Raw genomic sequence first — 15,555 nt, 5'->3', positions numbered from 1 at the left:
CGAACATGGCTACGTTTTTAGGCGTGACATCACGCCGGCGGTGGCCAAGGGTCGCATGTTGTCGAACGCTGGGTTAGGCAAACTTTAGGCGAGAAAGATCTGTTGCAGGACATATATATGTACCGCACCAGGAGGGGGCTGAATTATTTAAAGTAGGGGGGAAGTAGGCGGGAAGGAGTTTTGTTGAGGAATTAGTTGTCACTTCCATCCATGGAAGTTAACAAGTGGCGAGGCGATACTTCAGTGGGTGTTGTTCAAGAACTTACTGAGAAACTGTTTTGTCCGTTCTTCTTTCGGGTTGGCAAACAACGCTTTTGCTTCGCCTTGTTCAACGATCACGCCCTTGTCGAAAAACACCACGCGATTGGCCACGTCCCGGGCAAAACCCATTTCATGAGTAACGATGACCATGGTGCGCTTCTCCTCGGCGAGGCTGCGGATGGCCGCCAGCACCTCACCGACCAGTTCCGGATCGAGCGCCGAGGTCGGCTCATCGAACAGGATCACTTCCGGCTCCATCGCCAGCGCCCGGGCAATCGCCACGCGCTGTTGCTGACCACCGGAAAGGCGCCGCGGGTAAGCATCTTCCTTGCCCGCCAGGCCAACCCTGGCCAAGAGCTTTTTGCCCAGGGCAACGGCTTCGGCGTGCGGGATCTTCTTCACGATGATCGGGCCTTCGATGACGTTTTCCAGAGCAGTACGGTGCGGGAACAGGTTGAAGTTCTGAAACACGAAGCCGACGTGTTGGCGCAGGCGTCGTACCAGACCTTGCTGCTGGTTCAGCGGGCGGCTGCCATCGATCTCGATGTCACCGACCTTGATCCGGCCGCTGGTGGGTTCTTCCAGAAAATTCAGGCACCGCAGGAACGTGGTCTTGCCAGAGCCGCTAGGCCCGATGATCGCCACGACCTCGCCTTCCTTCACTTCAAGATCGATGCCGTTGAGCACGACTTGACCCTTGAACTGCTTTGTCAGTTTTTCCACGACAATCATGGGTCAGGACTCCTGGTCGTGCCGATTGACCCGCGCTTCCAACGTGTTCTGCAGGTGCGACAGCACCGTGGCCAGAATCCAGTAGATCAGCGCGGCGGCAAGATACATGGTGAAGACTTCGAAAGTCCGGGCGGTAATCAGTTGTGCCTGACGGAACAGCTCCGGCACCTGAATGGTGGCGGCCAGTGCCGTGTCCTTGACCAGCGAAATGAAGCTGTTGCCCAGCGGCGGCAAGGCCGTGCGCATCGCTTGTGGCAGGATGGCCCGGCGCAGGGTTTGCGCGCGGGTCATGCCGATACTTGCGGCAGCTTCCCACTGGCCGCGCTCGATGGAGCTGATCGCGGCACGGAGGATTTCGCAGGCGTAGGCCGCCATGTTCAGCGAGAAGCCGATCAGGGCCGCCGGCAGCGGATCAAGTTCGATACCCAGTTGCGGCAAGCCGTAATAGATCACGAACAGTTGCACCAGCAACGGCGTGCCGCGAAAGAACGACACGTAGATGCGGGCGATCCAGCTCACCAGTTTGAAACGCGACAGGCGCATGAGTGCCAGGCCGAACCCCATCACCAGGCCGAAGAACATCCCGCCGAGGCTGAGGATTACTGTGAAGTACGCGCCCTTGAGCAGAAAGGGCGCGGAGTCCAGTGCGAGTTGGAAAGCTTCTTCCATTATTTGGTGACGTCAGCTTGGAAGTATTTTTCCGAGATCTTGGCCAGGGTGCCATCGGCACGCAGCTCGTCGAGGGCCTTGTTCACGGCTGCCAGCAGTTCTGGCTCGCCTTTGCGCAGGGCAATACCGGACTCCTGACGGGAGAACGCTTGACCGGCAGCGACTGTTTTCGGTGCTTTCTTGGCGTATTCAAGTGCGGCCAGGCGGTCGATCAGGATGGCATCGGTCCGGCCATTGTTCAGGTCGGCAAACTTGGTCGGATCATCGTCGTAGGTGCGCACGTCAGCGCCCGGCACGTTGGCGCGGACCCATTGTTCGTAGTTGGTGCCCAGGCCTACACCGACTTTCTTGCCGGACAGGTCAGCGGCGGTCTTGATGTTCAGCGCGGCTTCCTTGTCCTTCAGTACCAGCGCCTGAATACCGGAGATGGTGTACGGTTCGGAGAAGTCATACTTCTTCTTGCGCTCGTCGGAGATGGTGACCTGATTGACCACTACGTCCAGGCGCTTGGATTCCAGAGCAGCAAGAATACCGTCCCACTTGGTTGGCTGAATCTTGGCTTTGACGCCCAGCTTTTTAGCCAGTGCTTCGGAAAGCTCGACTTCGAAGCCGGCCAGTTTGCCGTCGGCGTCAACGAAACTGAACGGAGGATAAGTGCCTTCCAGACCGACGTTGATCACGCCCGCGTCCTTGATTTTTTGCAGTTGCTCACCGGCAACGGCCTGGCCGAGCAAACCGGCGCTCAGCGCCAGGCCCAGCGAACCAACCAGCAGGTTTCGACGTAGTGCGGAAAAATTCATGACAAGCCCCTGTGTTTTCTTATGGAAGACGCTTTAGGAATGTTGGCAAATCCGGGATTTGGACGACTGCGATATCCTGCCCTAAAGCAGCATATGCGTCTCGCTGCAAATTCGCCTGCGGCGCGACTATATGATGACGCCTATAGATTGGAAAATATTAAATATTGATCTGGTTATTCAATAATTGCATATGAAGAGGGTTCCCATGCAGAGCATGGGAACCATCGATCACAAAAAGTCTTTGTAGGCGAACAACGCCGGTGCCCCCCCGGTGTGCAGGAAGATAATCGGCCCCTCATCGAAGCGTCCGCGTCCGATCCCGTCCAGCAACCCGGCCATGGCCTTGCCCGTATACACCGGGTCCAGCAGCAAGCCTTCCTGACTCGCCAGCAGCTTCACTGCTGACAGTGTTCCGGCGTTCGGCTCGCCATAGCGCGGCCCGAAATATTCGTCCCACAGTTCAATTTTGAAACTCGCTGGCAACTGCACGCCGAGCAGTTCGGCCGTACGTTCGGCGAGGCCCTGGACTTTCGGTCGCTGGTCTTCATCACTACGGGAAACCGTGACGCCAATAACTGGCAAATCCGGCAGCGCTTCACTCAGCGCCAACGCCAGCCCGCTGTGGGTGCCGGCACTGCCCGAGGCCAGGACCACGGCGGCGAAATTCAAACCGGTGTCCTTGATTTGCTCGGCCAACTCCAACCCGGCGCGCACATAACCCAACGCGCCCAGCGCATTCGAACCCCCAATCGGCACCAGGTACGGCTTCTTGCCGTTATTGCGCAGGCGATCGGCCAGGGCCTGCAATTGCTCGTCGGCGTTGTCGAGGTTTTCCACCCGCTCGACCTTGGTATCGAACAGGTCCAGCAACAGGCGATTGCCGTTGCCGAGATAGTTGGCGTCGTCAGTGCCCAAAGGGTTTTCCAGCAGCGCGACGCAACTCAGGCCCAGTTTGGCGGCAATGGCTGCGGTCTGGCGCACGTGGTTGGACTGCAGCGCACCGGCGGTGATGAGCGTGTCGGCGCCTTGTGCCAGAGCATCGGCGGCGAGGTATTCGAGCTTGCGCAGTTTGTTGCCGCCCATGGCCAGTGGCGTCAGGTCATCGCGTTTGACGTACACATCGCGGCCCAGCCAGGTCGACAAGCGTTCAAGTTTTTCCAGGGCAGTGGGGTGGCCGAGTAAATCGAGACGGTTAAAACGAGCGAGCTGTTGTTTGATCATGGGTCCGTACTGGCGGAGAAAGATGACAGGACTATAGGCACGCCCATTTGCCTGGGCAACCGCCAATCGCTTATAGCCAAAGATTCTGAGCTCTGCACAATTGGTTCTTAATTCGGCCTCAAGACCATGCCGTAAAGTAAACGCCGTCAGCGCGGCCAGACAGTCCGGCCGCCCGTGAGGAGTTTTTACCGTGAGCGAGCGTTCCAGTCATTGGCAACTGCAGACCATCGTCAGCCAACTGCGCACGGCGCGTTCGCAGTGGCGTGCACAAAATGGGCGTGCCAGCACCGAGCAGGGTGGGCGCGAATTGCCGTCGCGAGCGGCCATGGCGGAGATCCTTGAAGCACTCTGCGGGGCGTTGTTCCCGATGCGCCTGGGGCCGGTGGATTTGCGAGAGGAGAGTGAAGACTTCTACGTCGGCCATACCCTCGATGTGGCGCTCAATGCGTTGCTGGCCCAGGCACGACTCGAATTGCACTATGCCGCTCGCCACAGCCAGCAGGCGGAGGCCGACATCGAGGCGAAAACCATTCAGATCATTCAGGACTTCGCGCTCGCCTTGCCGGGACTGCGCAGTTTGCTGGACAGCGATGTGCTGGCTGCCTACCACGGCGACCCGGCGGCGCGCAGCGTCGACGAAGTGTTGCTTTGCTATCCGGGCATTCTGGCGGTGATTCACCATCGCCTGGCGCACCATTTGTACCGCGCCGGGTTGCCATTGCTGGCGCGGATCAGTTCGGAGATCGCCCACTCGGCCACCGGAATCGACATTCACCCTGGCGCGCAGATCGGCCGCAGCTTTTTCATTGATCACGGGACGGGCGTGGTGATCGGCGAGACCGCGATTATCGGTGAGCGCGTGCGGATTTATCAGGCGGTCACGCTGGGCGCCAAGCGCTTCCCGTCCGATGAAGACGGTCAGTTGCAGAAGGGCCATCCGCGGCATCCGATTGTTGAAGACGACGTGGTGATTTATGCCGGGGCGACGATTTTGGGGCGGATCACGATTGGCAAGGGCTCGACCATTGGCGGCAATGTGTGGCTGACCCGCAGCGTGCCGGCGGGGTGCAACCTGACGCAGGCGAATTTGCAGCATGATGATGGGACGCAGAAGTAGGTCCGGAATCTCGATTGACTGATCCGGCCTCATCGCGAGCAAGCTCGCTCCCACAGGGTTTTGTGGTGTTCACAATAGCGTGGACTGACCCAAATCCACTGTGGGAGCGAGCTTGCTCGCGATTGGATTTCAAGCCGTGCCGAGACAACGGCATTCAGCTAAATCTCAACTGAACGAATCCTCAAAATCCCTCCTCTTACCCATCCTTGAGCTAGCGTACGAACAGTACCGCCGAGCCCAGGGATTAGTCCTTAGCCCCCTATCCATGTTTAACTTGAACGCTCATTCAAGTTAAACCGGCAGTTTGCTGCCCGCTCACAACAGGAGGCTTGCCTTTGCTGAGTCTGATTTCTACAGCCACGTTTTACCCCTTAGAGGTGCACGTTTCATGAGTGCATCGTCTATCCCACCCAGCGGCCTGGTCCGCATGAACCCGCCGGTGTTCTACTTCTCGGCGAGCTTCATTCTGCTCTTCGGCATTGTCGTCATCGCCATGCCCGAGCAAGCCGGTGCCTGGTTGCTGGCGGCGCAAAACTGGGCGGCCAATACGGTCGGCTGGTACTACATGCTCGCGATGACCCTGTATCTGGTCTTCGTGGTTGTCACCGCCTTGTCCGGCTACGGCAAGATCAAGCTCGGTGCCGACCACGACGAACCCGAGTTCAGTTACCTGTCCTGGGCCGGCATGCTGTTCGCCGCCGGGATCAGCATCACGCTGTTTTTCTTTTGTGTGTCCGAACCGCTGACCCACTTGGCGCAACCGCCCCAAGGCACGGCCGGTACACCGGAGGCTGCGCGTCAGGCGATGCAGATTCTGTTTCTGCACTGGGGCCTGCACGGCTGGGGCGTGTTCGCTTTTGTCGGCATGGCGCTGGCCTACTTCGCCTACCGTCACAACCTGCCGCTGGCCCTGCGCTCGGCGCTGTACCCGCTGATCGGCAAGCGTATCAACGGCCCCATCGGTTACGCGGTGGACGGCTTCGGCATCATCGCCACGGTGTTCGGCCTCGGTGCCGACATGGGTTTTGGTGTGCTGCACCTTAACTCCGGTCTGGATTACTTGTTCGGCATCGCCCACACCCAGTGGATTCAGGTCGGCCTGATTACGCTGATGATGGGCGCGGCGATCATCGTCGCAGTGTCTGGCGTCGATAAAGGCGTGCGGGTGATGTCCGACATCAACATGCTGCTGGCCTGCGCACTGCTGCTGTTCGTGCTGTTCGCCGGCCCCACGCAGCACCTGTTGAACACCCTGATCCAAAACATCGGCGACTACCTCGGCGCCTTGCCGATGAAGAGTTTCGACCTGTACGCCTATGACAAACCCAGCGACTGGCTGGGCGGCTGGACGGTGTTTTATTGGGCCTGGTGGATCGCATGGTCGCCGTTCGTGGGCCTGTTTATCGCGCGGATTTCCCGTGGCCGCACCATCCGCGAATTCGTCTTCGGCGTGCTGCTGATCCCGCTCGGTTTCACCCTGGCGTGGATGTCGATCTTCGGCAACAGCGCCATCGATCAAGTGCTCAACCATGGAATGAGTGCGCTCGGCATGTCGGCCATCGACAACCCGTCGATGACCCTCTACTTGCTGCTGGAAACCTACCCGTGGAGCAAAACGGTGATCGCCGTGACGGTGTTCATCAGCTTCGTGTTCTTCGTCACCTCGGCTGACTCCGGCACGGTGGTGTTGTCGACGTTGTCCGCCAAGGGCGGCAACCCGGATGAAGACGGGCCGAAATGGCTGCGGGTGTTCTGGGGCGCGATGACCGCACTGGTGACCAGTGCGCTGCTGTTCTCCGGCAGCATCGATGCGTTGAAGTCGGCGGTGGTGCTGACGTCGCTGCCGTTCTCGCTGATCCTGCTGTTGATGATGTGGGGGCTGCACAAGGCGTTCTACCTGGAGTCCCAGAAGCAGATTGCGCAACTGCATTCCCTGGCACCGGTGGCCGGCTCACGGCGCGGTGGCTGGCGTCAGCGCTTGAGTCAGGCGGTGCACTTCCCGTCCCGGGATGAGGTGTATCGTTTTCTCGATACCACGGTGCGCCCGGCGATCGAGGAAGTGTCGGCGGTGTTCGTCGAGAAGGGTTTGAATGTGATCACGCAACCGGACCCGGTCAACGACAGTGTCAGCCTGGAAATCGGTCACGGTGAAGAGCATCCGTTTATTTATCAGGTGCAGATGCGCGGTTACTTCACGCCATCCTTTGCCCGTGGCGGCATGGGCTCCAAGCAGCTCAATAACCGTCGTTATTACCGGGCCGAAGTGCATTTGAGCGAGGGCAGTCAGGACTACGATCTGGTGGGTTACACCAAGGACCAGATCATCAACGACATCCTTGACCAGTACGAACGGCATCTGCAGTTTTTGCATTTGGTGCGTTAGTAACGCGGGGCCTGTTTCAGGCCTCTGCGCTCAACACCATGAACAACACCAGCGCCGCCACTGGCACACTGAACACCACCGTGCCGATCCCCAGCTCCGAGCTCAAGGACTGGCCGGCAGTGACCACGCCGATGGCGCCGTTGATCACTGTCAGCGCCAGCCACAGGACTACAAAGCTGTAGGTCAGTGTCTGGCGGCTGAAGCCGATTTTCTCGCCGATGAACAGCATCAGGGCGAGGAGGGCCAGGCCGAAGGTGATGATGATGGCGGTGTGCATGGTGGGTTTTGCCCTTTAGAGATTTGTTTCCTGGTAAGCCTGCTCGCGAAAGGGTCACTAGGGTCTTGGATTGAGCATAGTTAAACCAACCCACCATTAGCGCGCAAAATCTGCCCGTTGACCCAGGCCGAGTCCGGCCCCACCAGAAACGACACCACCCGAGCAATATCCTCCGGCTGACCCAGCCGTTCCAGCGGAGGCATCTTCGCGAAATTCTGAATCTGCTCTTCACTCTTGCCGTGCAAAAACAACTCAGTGGCCACCGGCCCCGGCGCCACGGCATTCACGGTGATATTGCGCCCGCGCATTTCCTTGGCAAACACCTGGGTCAGCGATTCCACCGCCGCTTTGCTGGCAATGTACACCGCGTAACCTGGCAGGTTAAGGCCGACGGTGCTGCTGGAAAAGTTGACGATCCGCCCGCCGCTGTTCAAGCGCGTCGCCGCTTCACGCAAGGTGTTGAACGTGCCGCGTGCGTGAATGTTGAACGTCTGCTCGAACAATTCATCGGTGTGTTGCGCCAGCGGCAGCACTTTGAGGATGCCGGCGTTATTGATCAGTACATCGACTTTCCCCAGTTGCGTTTCGGTCTCGTCGAACATCCGACGCACGTCGTCGGCGTTGGCCACGTCAGCCTTGATCGCTATGGCTTGATGGCCGGCCTGACGCAACTCCACCACCAGGGCCGACGCTTCAGTGGCGCTGCTGGCGTAATTGATGGCGACGGCGAAACCGTCGCGGGCCAATTGTCTGGCGATCACCGCGCCGATGCCGCGCGAGGCACCGGTGACGATGGCAACTTTCTGAATACTCATGGTGTTGATTCCTGATCAGGGGTGGGCTCGGTGTGAAGCCAGACTCACATGTTTACTCAGGTCGATAAATGCACGAGAGTTGCCTTGACTGTTCAAGAATCGCCAACAATCGGAGGTCGGCATGGATCAAGTCAAAGCGATGAAGGTGTTCGTGCGGATTTACGAGCGCAGCAGCTTCACCCTGGCGGCCGACGACCTGAACCTGCCGCGCGCCACGTTGACGCACACCCTGAACCAGTTCGAAGCCTGGCTCGGCACGCGATTGCTGGAGCGTAGTACGCGCAAGGTGCGCCCGACGCTGGATGGCGAGGCGTATTACCTGCGCTGCGTGCAACTGCTGGCGGAACTGGAAGAGGCCGAACTGGCGTTTCGCGGCTGCGCACCGAAAGGCCGGCTGCGCGTCGACCTGCACGGCACGTTGGCGAAAAGCTTTGTGATCCCCGCCTTGCCGCAGTTCATGGAACGCTACCCGCAGATCGAACTGTCCATCAGCGAGTCCGACCGCTTTGTCGACTTGATCGCCGAAGGCGTCGACTGCGTACTGCGCGCGGGCACGTTGAGTGATTCGGTCCTGATCGGAAAACGCATCGCCCACCTGCGCCAGATCACCTGCGCCAGCCCCGCGTACTTGCGCAAATACGGCGAACCGAAAACCCTCGACGACCTCAAGCATCACCGCGCGGTGAACTACGTCTCGCGCACCACCGCCAAGTTGTTTCCGTTCGAATTCATGGTGAATGGTGAACTGAAGGAAGTCGCCATCGACGGCGCGCTTTCAGTGTTCGGCGCGCAAATCTACGCCGCCTCGGCGATTGCCGGACTCGGGCTGATCCAGTGCCCGCATTACCGGATGGAGACCCTGATTGCCCAAGGGCTGGTGCAGGAAGTTCTCACCGACACGCCACCACCGCCGATGCCGGTATCGGTGCTGTATCCGCATAACCGCCACATGTCGCCACGGGTTCGAGTGTTTGTGGATTGGTTGGAGGAGGTGTTTGCGGGGGCCATTTGAGAGCAGATCTTTCCCATGCTCCATGTGGGAATGCATCCCGTGACGCTCTGCGTCACTTCAAAAAACGGAACGCAGAGCGTTCCCGGCAGCATCCCCACGCAGAGCGTAGGAACGATCATTTGTGAAACGTTTCAGCATTTTCTCGAGTCCGAGGTTTATCGGCGTTTGTCTGGGCGTATGCTGGGCAACTTGCGAAGCAGTCGATACCACATTCAAGACCGACAAGAGAGGATTCGATGACCTACACCGCTGCCGAAAACCGCTACGATTCCATTCCTTACCGCCGCGTGGGTCGCAGCGGTCTGGTGCTGCCGGCACTGTCCCTGGGCCTGTGGCACAACTTCGGTGACAGCACGCCGATCGATACCCAGCGCGCGTTGTTGCGCACGGCGTTCGACCTGGGCATCAACCACTTTGACCTGGCCAACAACTATGGCCCGCCGTATGGCAGTGCCGAGATCAACTTTGGCCGTCTGCTGCGCGAAGATTTCAAGCAGTACCGCGATGAGCTGATCATCTCCAGCAAGGCTGGCTGGGACATGTGGCCCGGTCCTTACGGGCAGGGCGGTGGTTCGCGCAAATACGTGCTGGCCAGCCTGGATCAGAGCCTGCAGCGTCTGGGCCTGGATTATGTGGATATTTTCTATTCGCACCGCTTCGACCCGGACACCCCACTGGAAGAAACTGCCAGCGCGCTGGCCACCGCCGTACAGCAAGGCAAGGCCTTGTACATCGGGATCTCGTCGTATTCCGGGGTGAAAACCCGTGAGATGGCGGCGCTGTTGAAAGAGTGGAAAGTGCCACTGCTGATTCATCAGCCGGCCTACAACCTGCTCAATCGTTGGGTGGAAAAAGACCTGCTGGACGTCACCGACGAACTCGGCACTGGCGTGATTGCTTTCACGCCGTTGGCGCAGGGGTTGCTGACCGATAAGTACCTCAACGGTATTCCGAAGGATGCGCGGGTCAATCGTCCGGGCGGTGGTTCGTTGCAGTCCTCGCACCTGTCCGAGGCCAACATTGCGCATGTGCGTGGGCTCAATGAGATTGCCAAGCGCCGTGGGCAGAGTCTGGCGCAACTGGCGCTGGCCTGGACGCTGCGCGATCCGCGAGTGACCTCAGCGCTGATCGGTGCGAGTCGGCCGGAGCAGATTATCGAGAACGTCGGGGCGTTGAAGAATTTGAGCTTCAGTGCTGAAGAATTGGCGGAGATTGACCGGTTTGCCCAGGAAGGCGGAATTAATCTTTGGGAGAAACCTTCGACGGCTGAGTAACCGTTTGGCGCCGGATTTTTCCGGCGTCTGTTACACCGCCATCGCGAGCAAGCTCGCTGCCACAGTGGATGGGTGGTGGCCAATTTTTGTGGCCAAGCATTAACCCTGTGGGAGCGAGCTTGCTCGCGATGGGGCCAGACCAGACGCTGAAGAGTCCGGGGTTACCGGAAAAACGGCACATCCCCCAACACCGTCGCCCGTTGCATCACCCGCCGCGCCGGCCGGTAGTCATCCACCGCGTAGTGCTGGGTCACGCGGTTATGTGTGGAAAACGCTATGCCTCCCCCTGATCGTTCCCACGCAGAGCGTGGGAGCGATCAATGAACAAGGGATCTGCCTTGGCTGGTCAGTTACTGATCGCCAGAATACTCGCCTGATACGACCCGACAAACACATCGAAATCGCCGACTTCGTTCTGCTCCAGCTCAACCTGAGCCGCCAGCGACGAACGCGCCAGCGATTCAAATTTCGCCTGGTCTTCCTCACTCAAAGGCTCGCTGCGGAAAAACTCCGCATGTGTCCGGCTCTGACGCAAAGAGAACTGAGCAAAACTTTCCTCGTGTTCCGCCATCGCCGCCAGCACTTGGGCAGAAGGCGTCAACGACGGATCCTTGACCTTGGCCAACTGCGTATCCAGCGCCTTGCTATGAGCATCGCCACCATGGCTTTGATCGAGCATCGCGGCCAACGGAGCAATCTGCTCCAGCAACTCGCTGGCCCACTCCTTGAGGTCCACCGGCTGCCCGTCGCGGTGCAATTGCAGGCCCGGGCGGCGACCTTCCTTGACCACGCTGAGGAAGTTCGAGGTGGCGTTGCTGCAGGACGTATTGGTCAACAGCGGACTGTCGTTCAGGGCGCAATACAGCAGGAACGCGTCGAGGAAGCGCGACTCGGTGAGGTCGATGCCCATCGGCAGGAACGGGTTGATGTCCAGGCAACGCACTTCAACGTACTGAATGCCACGGGCCACCAGCGCCTGAATCGGCCGTTCACCGGTATAGGTCACACGTTTCGGACGGATGTTGGAGTAGTACTCGTTTTCGATCTGCAAAATATTGGTGTTGAGCTGAACCCACTCACCGTCCTGATGCGTGCCGATTTCGACATACGGCGCATACGGCGTGGCGACCGCTTTGCGCAGGCTATCGGTGTAGCTCGACAGGTCGTTGTAGCACGGCGTCAGACCGGCCTGGGCATTGCTCTGGTAACCCAGGTCGCTCATGCGCAGGCTGGTGGCGTACGGCAAGTACAAGGTGTCCGGGTCCAGTTGTTCCAACTGGTGCGAACGCCCCCGCAGGAAGCCGGCGTCCAGCGCAGGCGAGGCGCCAAACAGGTACATCAGCAGCCAGCTATAGCGGCGGAAGTTTCGGATCAGTGCGATGTAGGCCGAGGACTGATAGTCGCGGTCGGTGCCGACAAAGCCTTCCGACTCCTTGAGTAACGGCCAGAGCTTTTCCGGCAGGGAAAAGTTGTAGTGAATCCCGGCGATGCACTGCATGGTCTTGCCGTAGCGCAGGGCCAGGCCCTTGCGATACACATACTTGAGCTGACCGATGTTGGACGTGCCGTAGTAGGCAATCGGGATGTCTTCCTCGGCCGGCAACGGGCACGGCATCGAGGGGCTCCACAGAAACTCGTTGCCGAGCTTGCTGTAGGCAAAGCGATGGATCTTGTCCAGGCTCGCCAGCGTATCCGCCGGATCGGGCAGGGCGGGCGTGATGAACTCCAGCAGCGACTCGGAATAGTCGGTGGTGATTTGTTCGTTGGTCAGCGCGGAACCCAATTCTTCCGGGTGCGGCGTTTGCGCCAGGCGACCTTCGCCAGTCACGCGCAGGCATTCACGTTCGATGCCGTGAAGGCACTGTTCGAGCAGAGAGAGGTTAGCGCGCTCGCCGAGCAGGGCCAGGCGGCGGTTGAGAAGTTCGCTCAAGTTGGATTCCTTCACGCGTCAGTCGCCCCAATATGGGGGTGGGCAAGACGGTCTACAAGGGTGAAGTTAAAACTGGCGTTTTCGCCTGGTTTTTTCGAGCCGCACAGGCCTAATGCCGGTCAGTCAGGAATTGCACAAACCCCGTGGGAACGAGCTTGCTCGCGATGAGGGATTGTCAGTCAACATTGATGTCGTCTGACACACCGCCATCGCGAGCAAGCTCGCGCCCACAGGTTGCATTGCGCCGAAATTAACTCAAATCGATGACATCTAGCTACAGGACAGCGAACGTGCCTTGTGCTTTTGCGACCAGTTTGTCGCCTTGCATCACATCGGCCTCGACCACCAGCGTGCGGCGGCCCGGGTGGATCACCCGCGCCGTGCACATCACTTCACCGTCTGAAACAGCACGGATGTAGTTGATCTTGCATTCGATGGTCGCGCTCTGCTGGTCAAAGCCGTGGGTGCTGGAGCAGGCCAGCCCCATGGCAATGTCCACCAGACTGAACAAAGCCCCGCCGTGCAGCTTTCCGCCGCGATTGCGCAGCTCTGGCTCCAGTGCCAGGGCGACGTGCGCCACCCCGGTTTCCAGGCTGTGCAAGCGACACCCCAGCAGCTTGAAAAAGGCGCTTTCGGTGTACCCGGCAGGGATGTCCATCAGCGTTTCTTCAACTGCTTGGCGTTGGCGAACAGCGACGCCATCGCGTTGTTGCTCGGGGCTGGCGCAGTGGTTTCCTTGCGCGGTGCGGTGTTCTGGGACTGGCGTGGTGCCGACCCCGGACGTGCGCCGCGCGCACCGTCGATCTTCTCGCCCGGGGTGTCGCTCATGCGCATCGACAGACCCACGCGTTTGCGCGGGATGTCGACTTCCATGACCTTCACCTTCACCACATCACCGGCCTTCACCGCTTCACGTGGATCCTTGATGAACTTCTCAGAAAGCGCAGAGATGTGCACCAAACCGTCCTGATGCACGCCGATGTCGACGAACGCGCCAAAGTTGGTCACGTTGGTCACCACGCCTTCGAGGATCATGCCCAGTTCGAGGTCCTTGAGGTCTTCGACGCCTTCCTGGAACTCGGCGGTCTTGAACTCTGGACGCGGGTCACGCCCCGGTTTTTCCAGCTCTTGCAGGATGTCGGTGACCGTTGGCAGACCGAAGGTTTCGTCGGTGTACTTCTTCGGATCAAGACGCTTGAGGAAGCTGGCGTCGCCGATCAGCGAGCGGATGTCGCGGTCGGTTTCAGCGGCAATGCGCTGTACAAGCGGATAGGCTTCCGGGTGAACGGCCGACGAATCCAGCGGGTTATCGCCGTTCATCACCCGCAGGAAGCCTGCGGCTTGTTCGAAGGTTTTTTCGCCCAGACGCGCGACTTTCTTCAACGCGGCGCGGGTTTTGAACGCGCCGTGCTCGTCACGGTGGCTGACGATGTTCTGCGCCAGGGTCGCGTTGAGGCCGGAAATGCGGGCCAGCAGCGCCACGGAGGCGGTGTTGACGTCGACGCCCACGGCGTTCACGCAGTCCTCGACTACCGCGTCCAGGCCGCGGGCCAGTTTCAGCTGCGACACGTCGTGCTGGTACTGGCCGACGCCGATGGATTTCGGATCAATCTTCACCAGCTCGGCCAGTGGATCCTGCAAGCGACGGGCAATCGACACCGCGCCACGGATCGACACGTCCAGATCCGGGAATTCTTTCGACGCCAGTTCCGACGCCGAGTAAACCGATGCGCCGGCCTCGGAGACCATGACCTTGGTCATTTTCATCGCCGGGTATTTTTTGATCAGCTCAGCGGCCAGCTTGTCGGTTTCGCGGCTGGCGGTGCCGTTGCCGATGGCGATCAGGTCGACCGAGTGCTTGGCGCACAGGGCGGCCAGAACGGCGAGGGTCTGGTCCCACTTGTTGTGCGGCACGTGCGGGTAAACCGTGGCGTGATCCAGCAGCTTGCCGGTGGCGTCGACCACGGCGACCTTGCAACCGGTGCGCAGGCCCGGGTCGAGACCCAGGGTGGCGCGTGGGCCGGCCGGTGCCGACAGCAGCAAATCGTGCAGGTTGTGCGCGAACACGTTGATCGCTTCGGTTTCCGCGCCATCGCGCAGTTCACCCAGCAAATCGGTTTCGAGGTGGGTGTAAAGCTTGACCTTCCAGGTCCAGCGCACCACTTCGCCCAACCATTTGTCGGCGGCGCGATTCTGGTTCTGGATGCCGAATTGCTGGCCGATCATGCCTTCGCACGGGTGCATGGTGCCCGGCAGCTCGTCGCCGACTTTCAGCGCCGAACTCAGAATGCCTTCGTTACGGCCACGGAAAATGGCGAGCGCGCGGTGCGATGGCATGCTTTTCAGCGGTTCGTCGTGTTCGAAATAGTCGCGGAACTTGGCGCCTTCCTCTTCCTTGCCGGCAATGACGCGGGCACTGAGGGTGGCTTCCTGCTTCAGGTAGCTGCGCAGTTTGTCCAGCAAACCGGCATCTTCGGCGAAGCGTTCCATGAGGATGTACTTGGCGCCTTCGAGGGCTGCCTTGACATCGGCCACGCCTTTTTCGGCGTTGATGAAGCGTGCGGCTTCGGTGTCCGGGGTCAGGGTCGGGTCGTTGAACAGGCCGTCGGCCAGTTCGCCGAGGCCGGCTTCCAGGGCGATCTGGCCCTTGGTGCGGCGCTTCTGCTTGTACGGCAGGTACAAGTCTTCGAGGCGGGTCTTGGTGTCGGCGAGTTTGATGTCGCGCTCAAGTTGCGGGGTCAGCTTGCCTTGCTCTTCGATGCTGGCGAGGATGCTGATGCGCCGTTCGTCGAGTTCTCGCAGGTAGCGCAGACGCTCTTCCAGATGCCGCAACTGGATGTCATCGAGGCTGCCGGTCACTTCTTTCCGGTAACGGGCGATGAAGGGAACGGTAGAGCCTTCATCGAGTAGCGCGACGGCCGCTTCGACCTGTTGTGGGCGTACACCGAGTTCCTCGGCGATGCGGCTGTTGATGCTGTCCATAAAACCACCTGACAAATTGTGAAAGCAGGCTCGCAGGCGCAGAATTAAAGGCTCTGCGAGTCTGGTTGAGCGGCCTGGCCTG

At 59.7% G+C, this 15,555-nt stretch carries 13 protein-coding genes and 1 pseudogene; 4 read left to right on the top strand and 10 right to left on the bottom strand.

Features of this window, described 5'->3' with window-relative positions; all coding sequences use genetic code 11:
• Nucleotides 1-240 precede the first annotated feature (240 nt).
• The 4 genes from tcyN to AB4N43_RS15480 form a co-directional block, all read right to left on the bottom strand.
• Nucleotides 241-993: an L-cystine ABC transporter ATP-binding protein TcyN gene (gene tcyN / locus AB4N43_RS15495; protein ID WP_027922250.1), complete on the bottom strand. Its 753-nt coding sequence runs from the start codon at nucleotides 991-993 to the stop codon at nucleotides 241-243.
• 3 nt (nucleotides 994-996) lie between these two features.
• Entirely contained in the window at nucleotides 997-1,662 is a 666-nt protein-coding gene (gene tcyL / locus AB4N43_RS15490; RefSeq protein ID WP_032833441.1) for a cystine ABC transporter permease, read from the bottom strand.
• Nucleotides 1,662-2,462, bottom strand: a complete 801-nt coding sequence (gene tcyJ / locus AB4N43_RS15485; protein WP_027922248.1) for a cystine ABC transporter substrate-binding protein — start codon at nucleotides 2,460-2,462, stop codon at nucleotides 1,662-1,664. The genes tcyL and tcyJ overlap by 1 nt, the downstream gene beginning before the upstream one ends.
• Before the next feature lie 228 nt (nucleotides 2,463-2,690).
• On the bottom strand, nucleotides 2,691-3,683 hold the full coding sequence (locus tag AB4N43_RS15480) for a D-cysteine desulfhydrase (RefSeq protein WP_027922247.1): 993 nt from the start codon (nucleotides 3,681-3,683) through the stop codon (nucleotides 2,691-2,693).
• Nucleotides 3,684-3,873: 190 nt separating this feature from the next.
• Between AB4N43_RS15480 and epsC the strand changes: the two genes are divergently transcribed.
• Together epsC and betT are read left to right on the top strand one after the other, a co-directional pair.
• Nucleotides 3,874-4,800: a serine O-acetyltransferase EpsC gene (gene epsC, locus AB4N43_RS15475; RefSeq protein ID WP_027922246.1), complete on the top strand. Its 927-nt coding sequence runs from the start codon at nucleotides 3,874-3,876 to the stop codon at nucleotides 4,798-4,800.
• Between the two features lie 427 nt (nucleotides 4,801-5,227).
• Nucleotides 5,228-7,183, top strand: coding sequence for a choline transporter BetT (gene betT / locus AB4N43_RS15470; protein ID WP_177327593.1), 1,956 nt, complete (start codon nucleotides 5,228-5,230; stop codon nucleotides 7,181-7,183).
• A gap of 16 nt (nucleotides 7,184-7,199) precedes the next feature.
• Here the strand turns inward: betT and AB4N43_RS15465 are convergent, their stop codons facing one another.
• On the bottom strand, nucleotides 7,200-7,460 hold the full coding sequence (locus tag AB4N43_RS15465) for a hypothetical protein (RefSeq protein WP_027922244.1): 261 nt from the start codon (nucleotides 7,458-7,460) through the stop codon (nucleotides 7,200-7,202).
• A gap of 80 nt (nucleotides 7,461-7,540) precedes the next feature.
• Entirely contained in the window at nucleotides 7,541-8,275 is a 735-nt protein-coding gene (locus AB4N43_RS15460; RefSeq protein ID WP_460151633.1) for an SDR family oxidoreductase, read from the bottom strand.
• Between the two features lie 121 nt (nucleotides 8,276-8,396).
• Between AB4N43_RS15460 and AB4N43_RS15455 the strand changes: the two genes are divergently transcribed.
• A complete protein-coding gene (locus tag AB4N43_RS15455) occupies nucleotides 8,397-9,287 on the top strand; it encodes a LysR family transcriptional regulator (protein ID WP_460151631.1) in 891 nt (296 codons plus the stop codon).
• 236 nt (nucleotides 9,288-9,523) lie between these two features.
• A complete protein-coding gene (mgrA, locus tag AB4N43_RS15450; RefSeq protein ID WP_027922241.1) occupies nucleotides 9,524-10,561 on the top strand; it encodes an L-glyceraldehyde 3-phosphate reductase in 1,038 nt (345 codons plus the stop codon).
• A gap of 161 nt (nucleotides 10,562-10,722) precedes the next feature.
• Here the strand turns inward: mgrA and AB4N43_RS15445 are convergent.
• From AB4N43_RS15445 to AB4N43_RS15430, 4 genes and pseudogenes are all read right to left on the bottom strand, one after another.
• Nucleotides 10,723-10,827: pseudogene (locus AB4N43_RS15445) on the bottom strand (taurine dioxygenase); the annotation flags it as partial.
• 80 nt (nucleotides 10,828-10,907) lie between these two features.
• The gene (gshA, locus tag AB4N43_RS15440; protein WP_027922240.1) at nucleotides 10,908-12,491 is read right to left on the bottom strand and encodes a glutamate--cysteine ligase; all 1,584 of its coding nucleotides are present in this window, start codon (nucleotides 12,489-12,491) and stop codon (nucleotides 10,908-10,910) included.
• A gap of 274 nt (nucleotides 12,492-12,765) precedes the next feature.
• A complete protein-coding gene (locus tag AB4N43_RS15435; RefSeq protein WP_032833439.1) occupies nucleotides 12,766-13,149 on the bottom strand; it encodes a PaaI family thioesterase in 384 nt (127 codons plus the stop codon).
• On the bottom strand, nucleotides 13,149-15,473 hold the full coding sequence (locus AB4N43_RS15430) for a Tex family protein (protein ID WP_027922238.1): 2,325 nt from the start codon (nucleotides 15,471-15,473) through the stop codon (nucleotides 13,149-13,151). Before AB4N43_RS15430 ends, AB4N43_RS15435 begins: the two co-directional genes overlap by 1 nt.
• Nucleotides 15,474-15,555 lie beyond the last annotated feature (82 nt).

The organism is Pseudomonas sp. S2_B07 (assembly GCF_054668435.1).
Note: the sequence above shows the minus strand (reverse complement) of the source record. Positions and strands in the feature narration are given on the sequence as shown.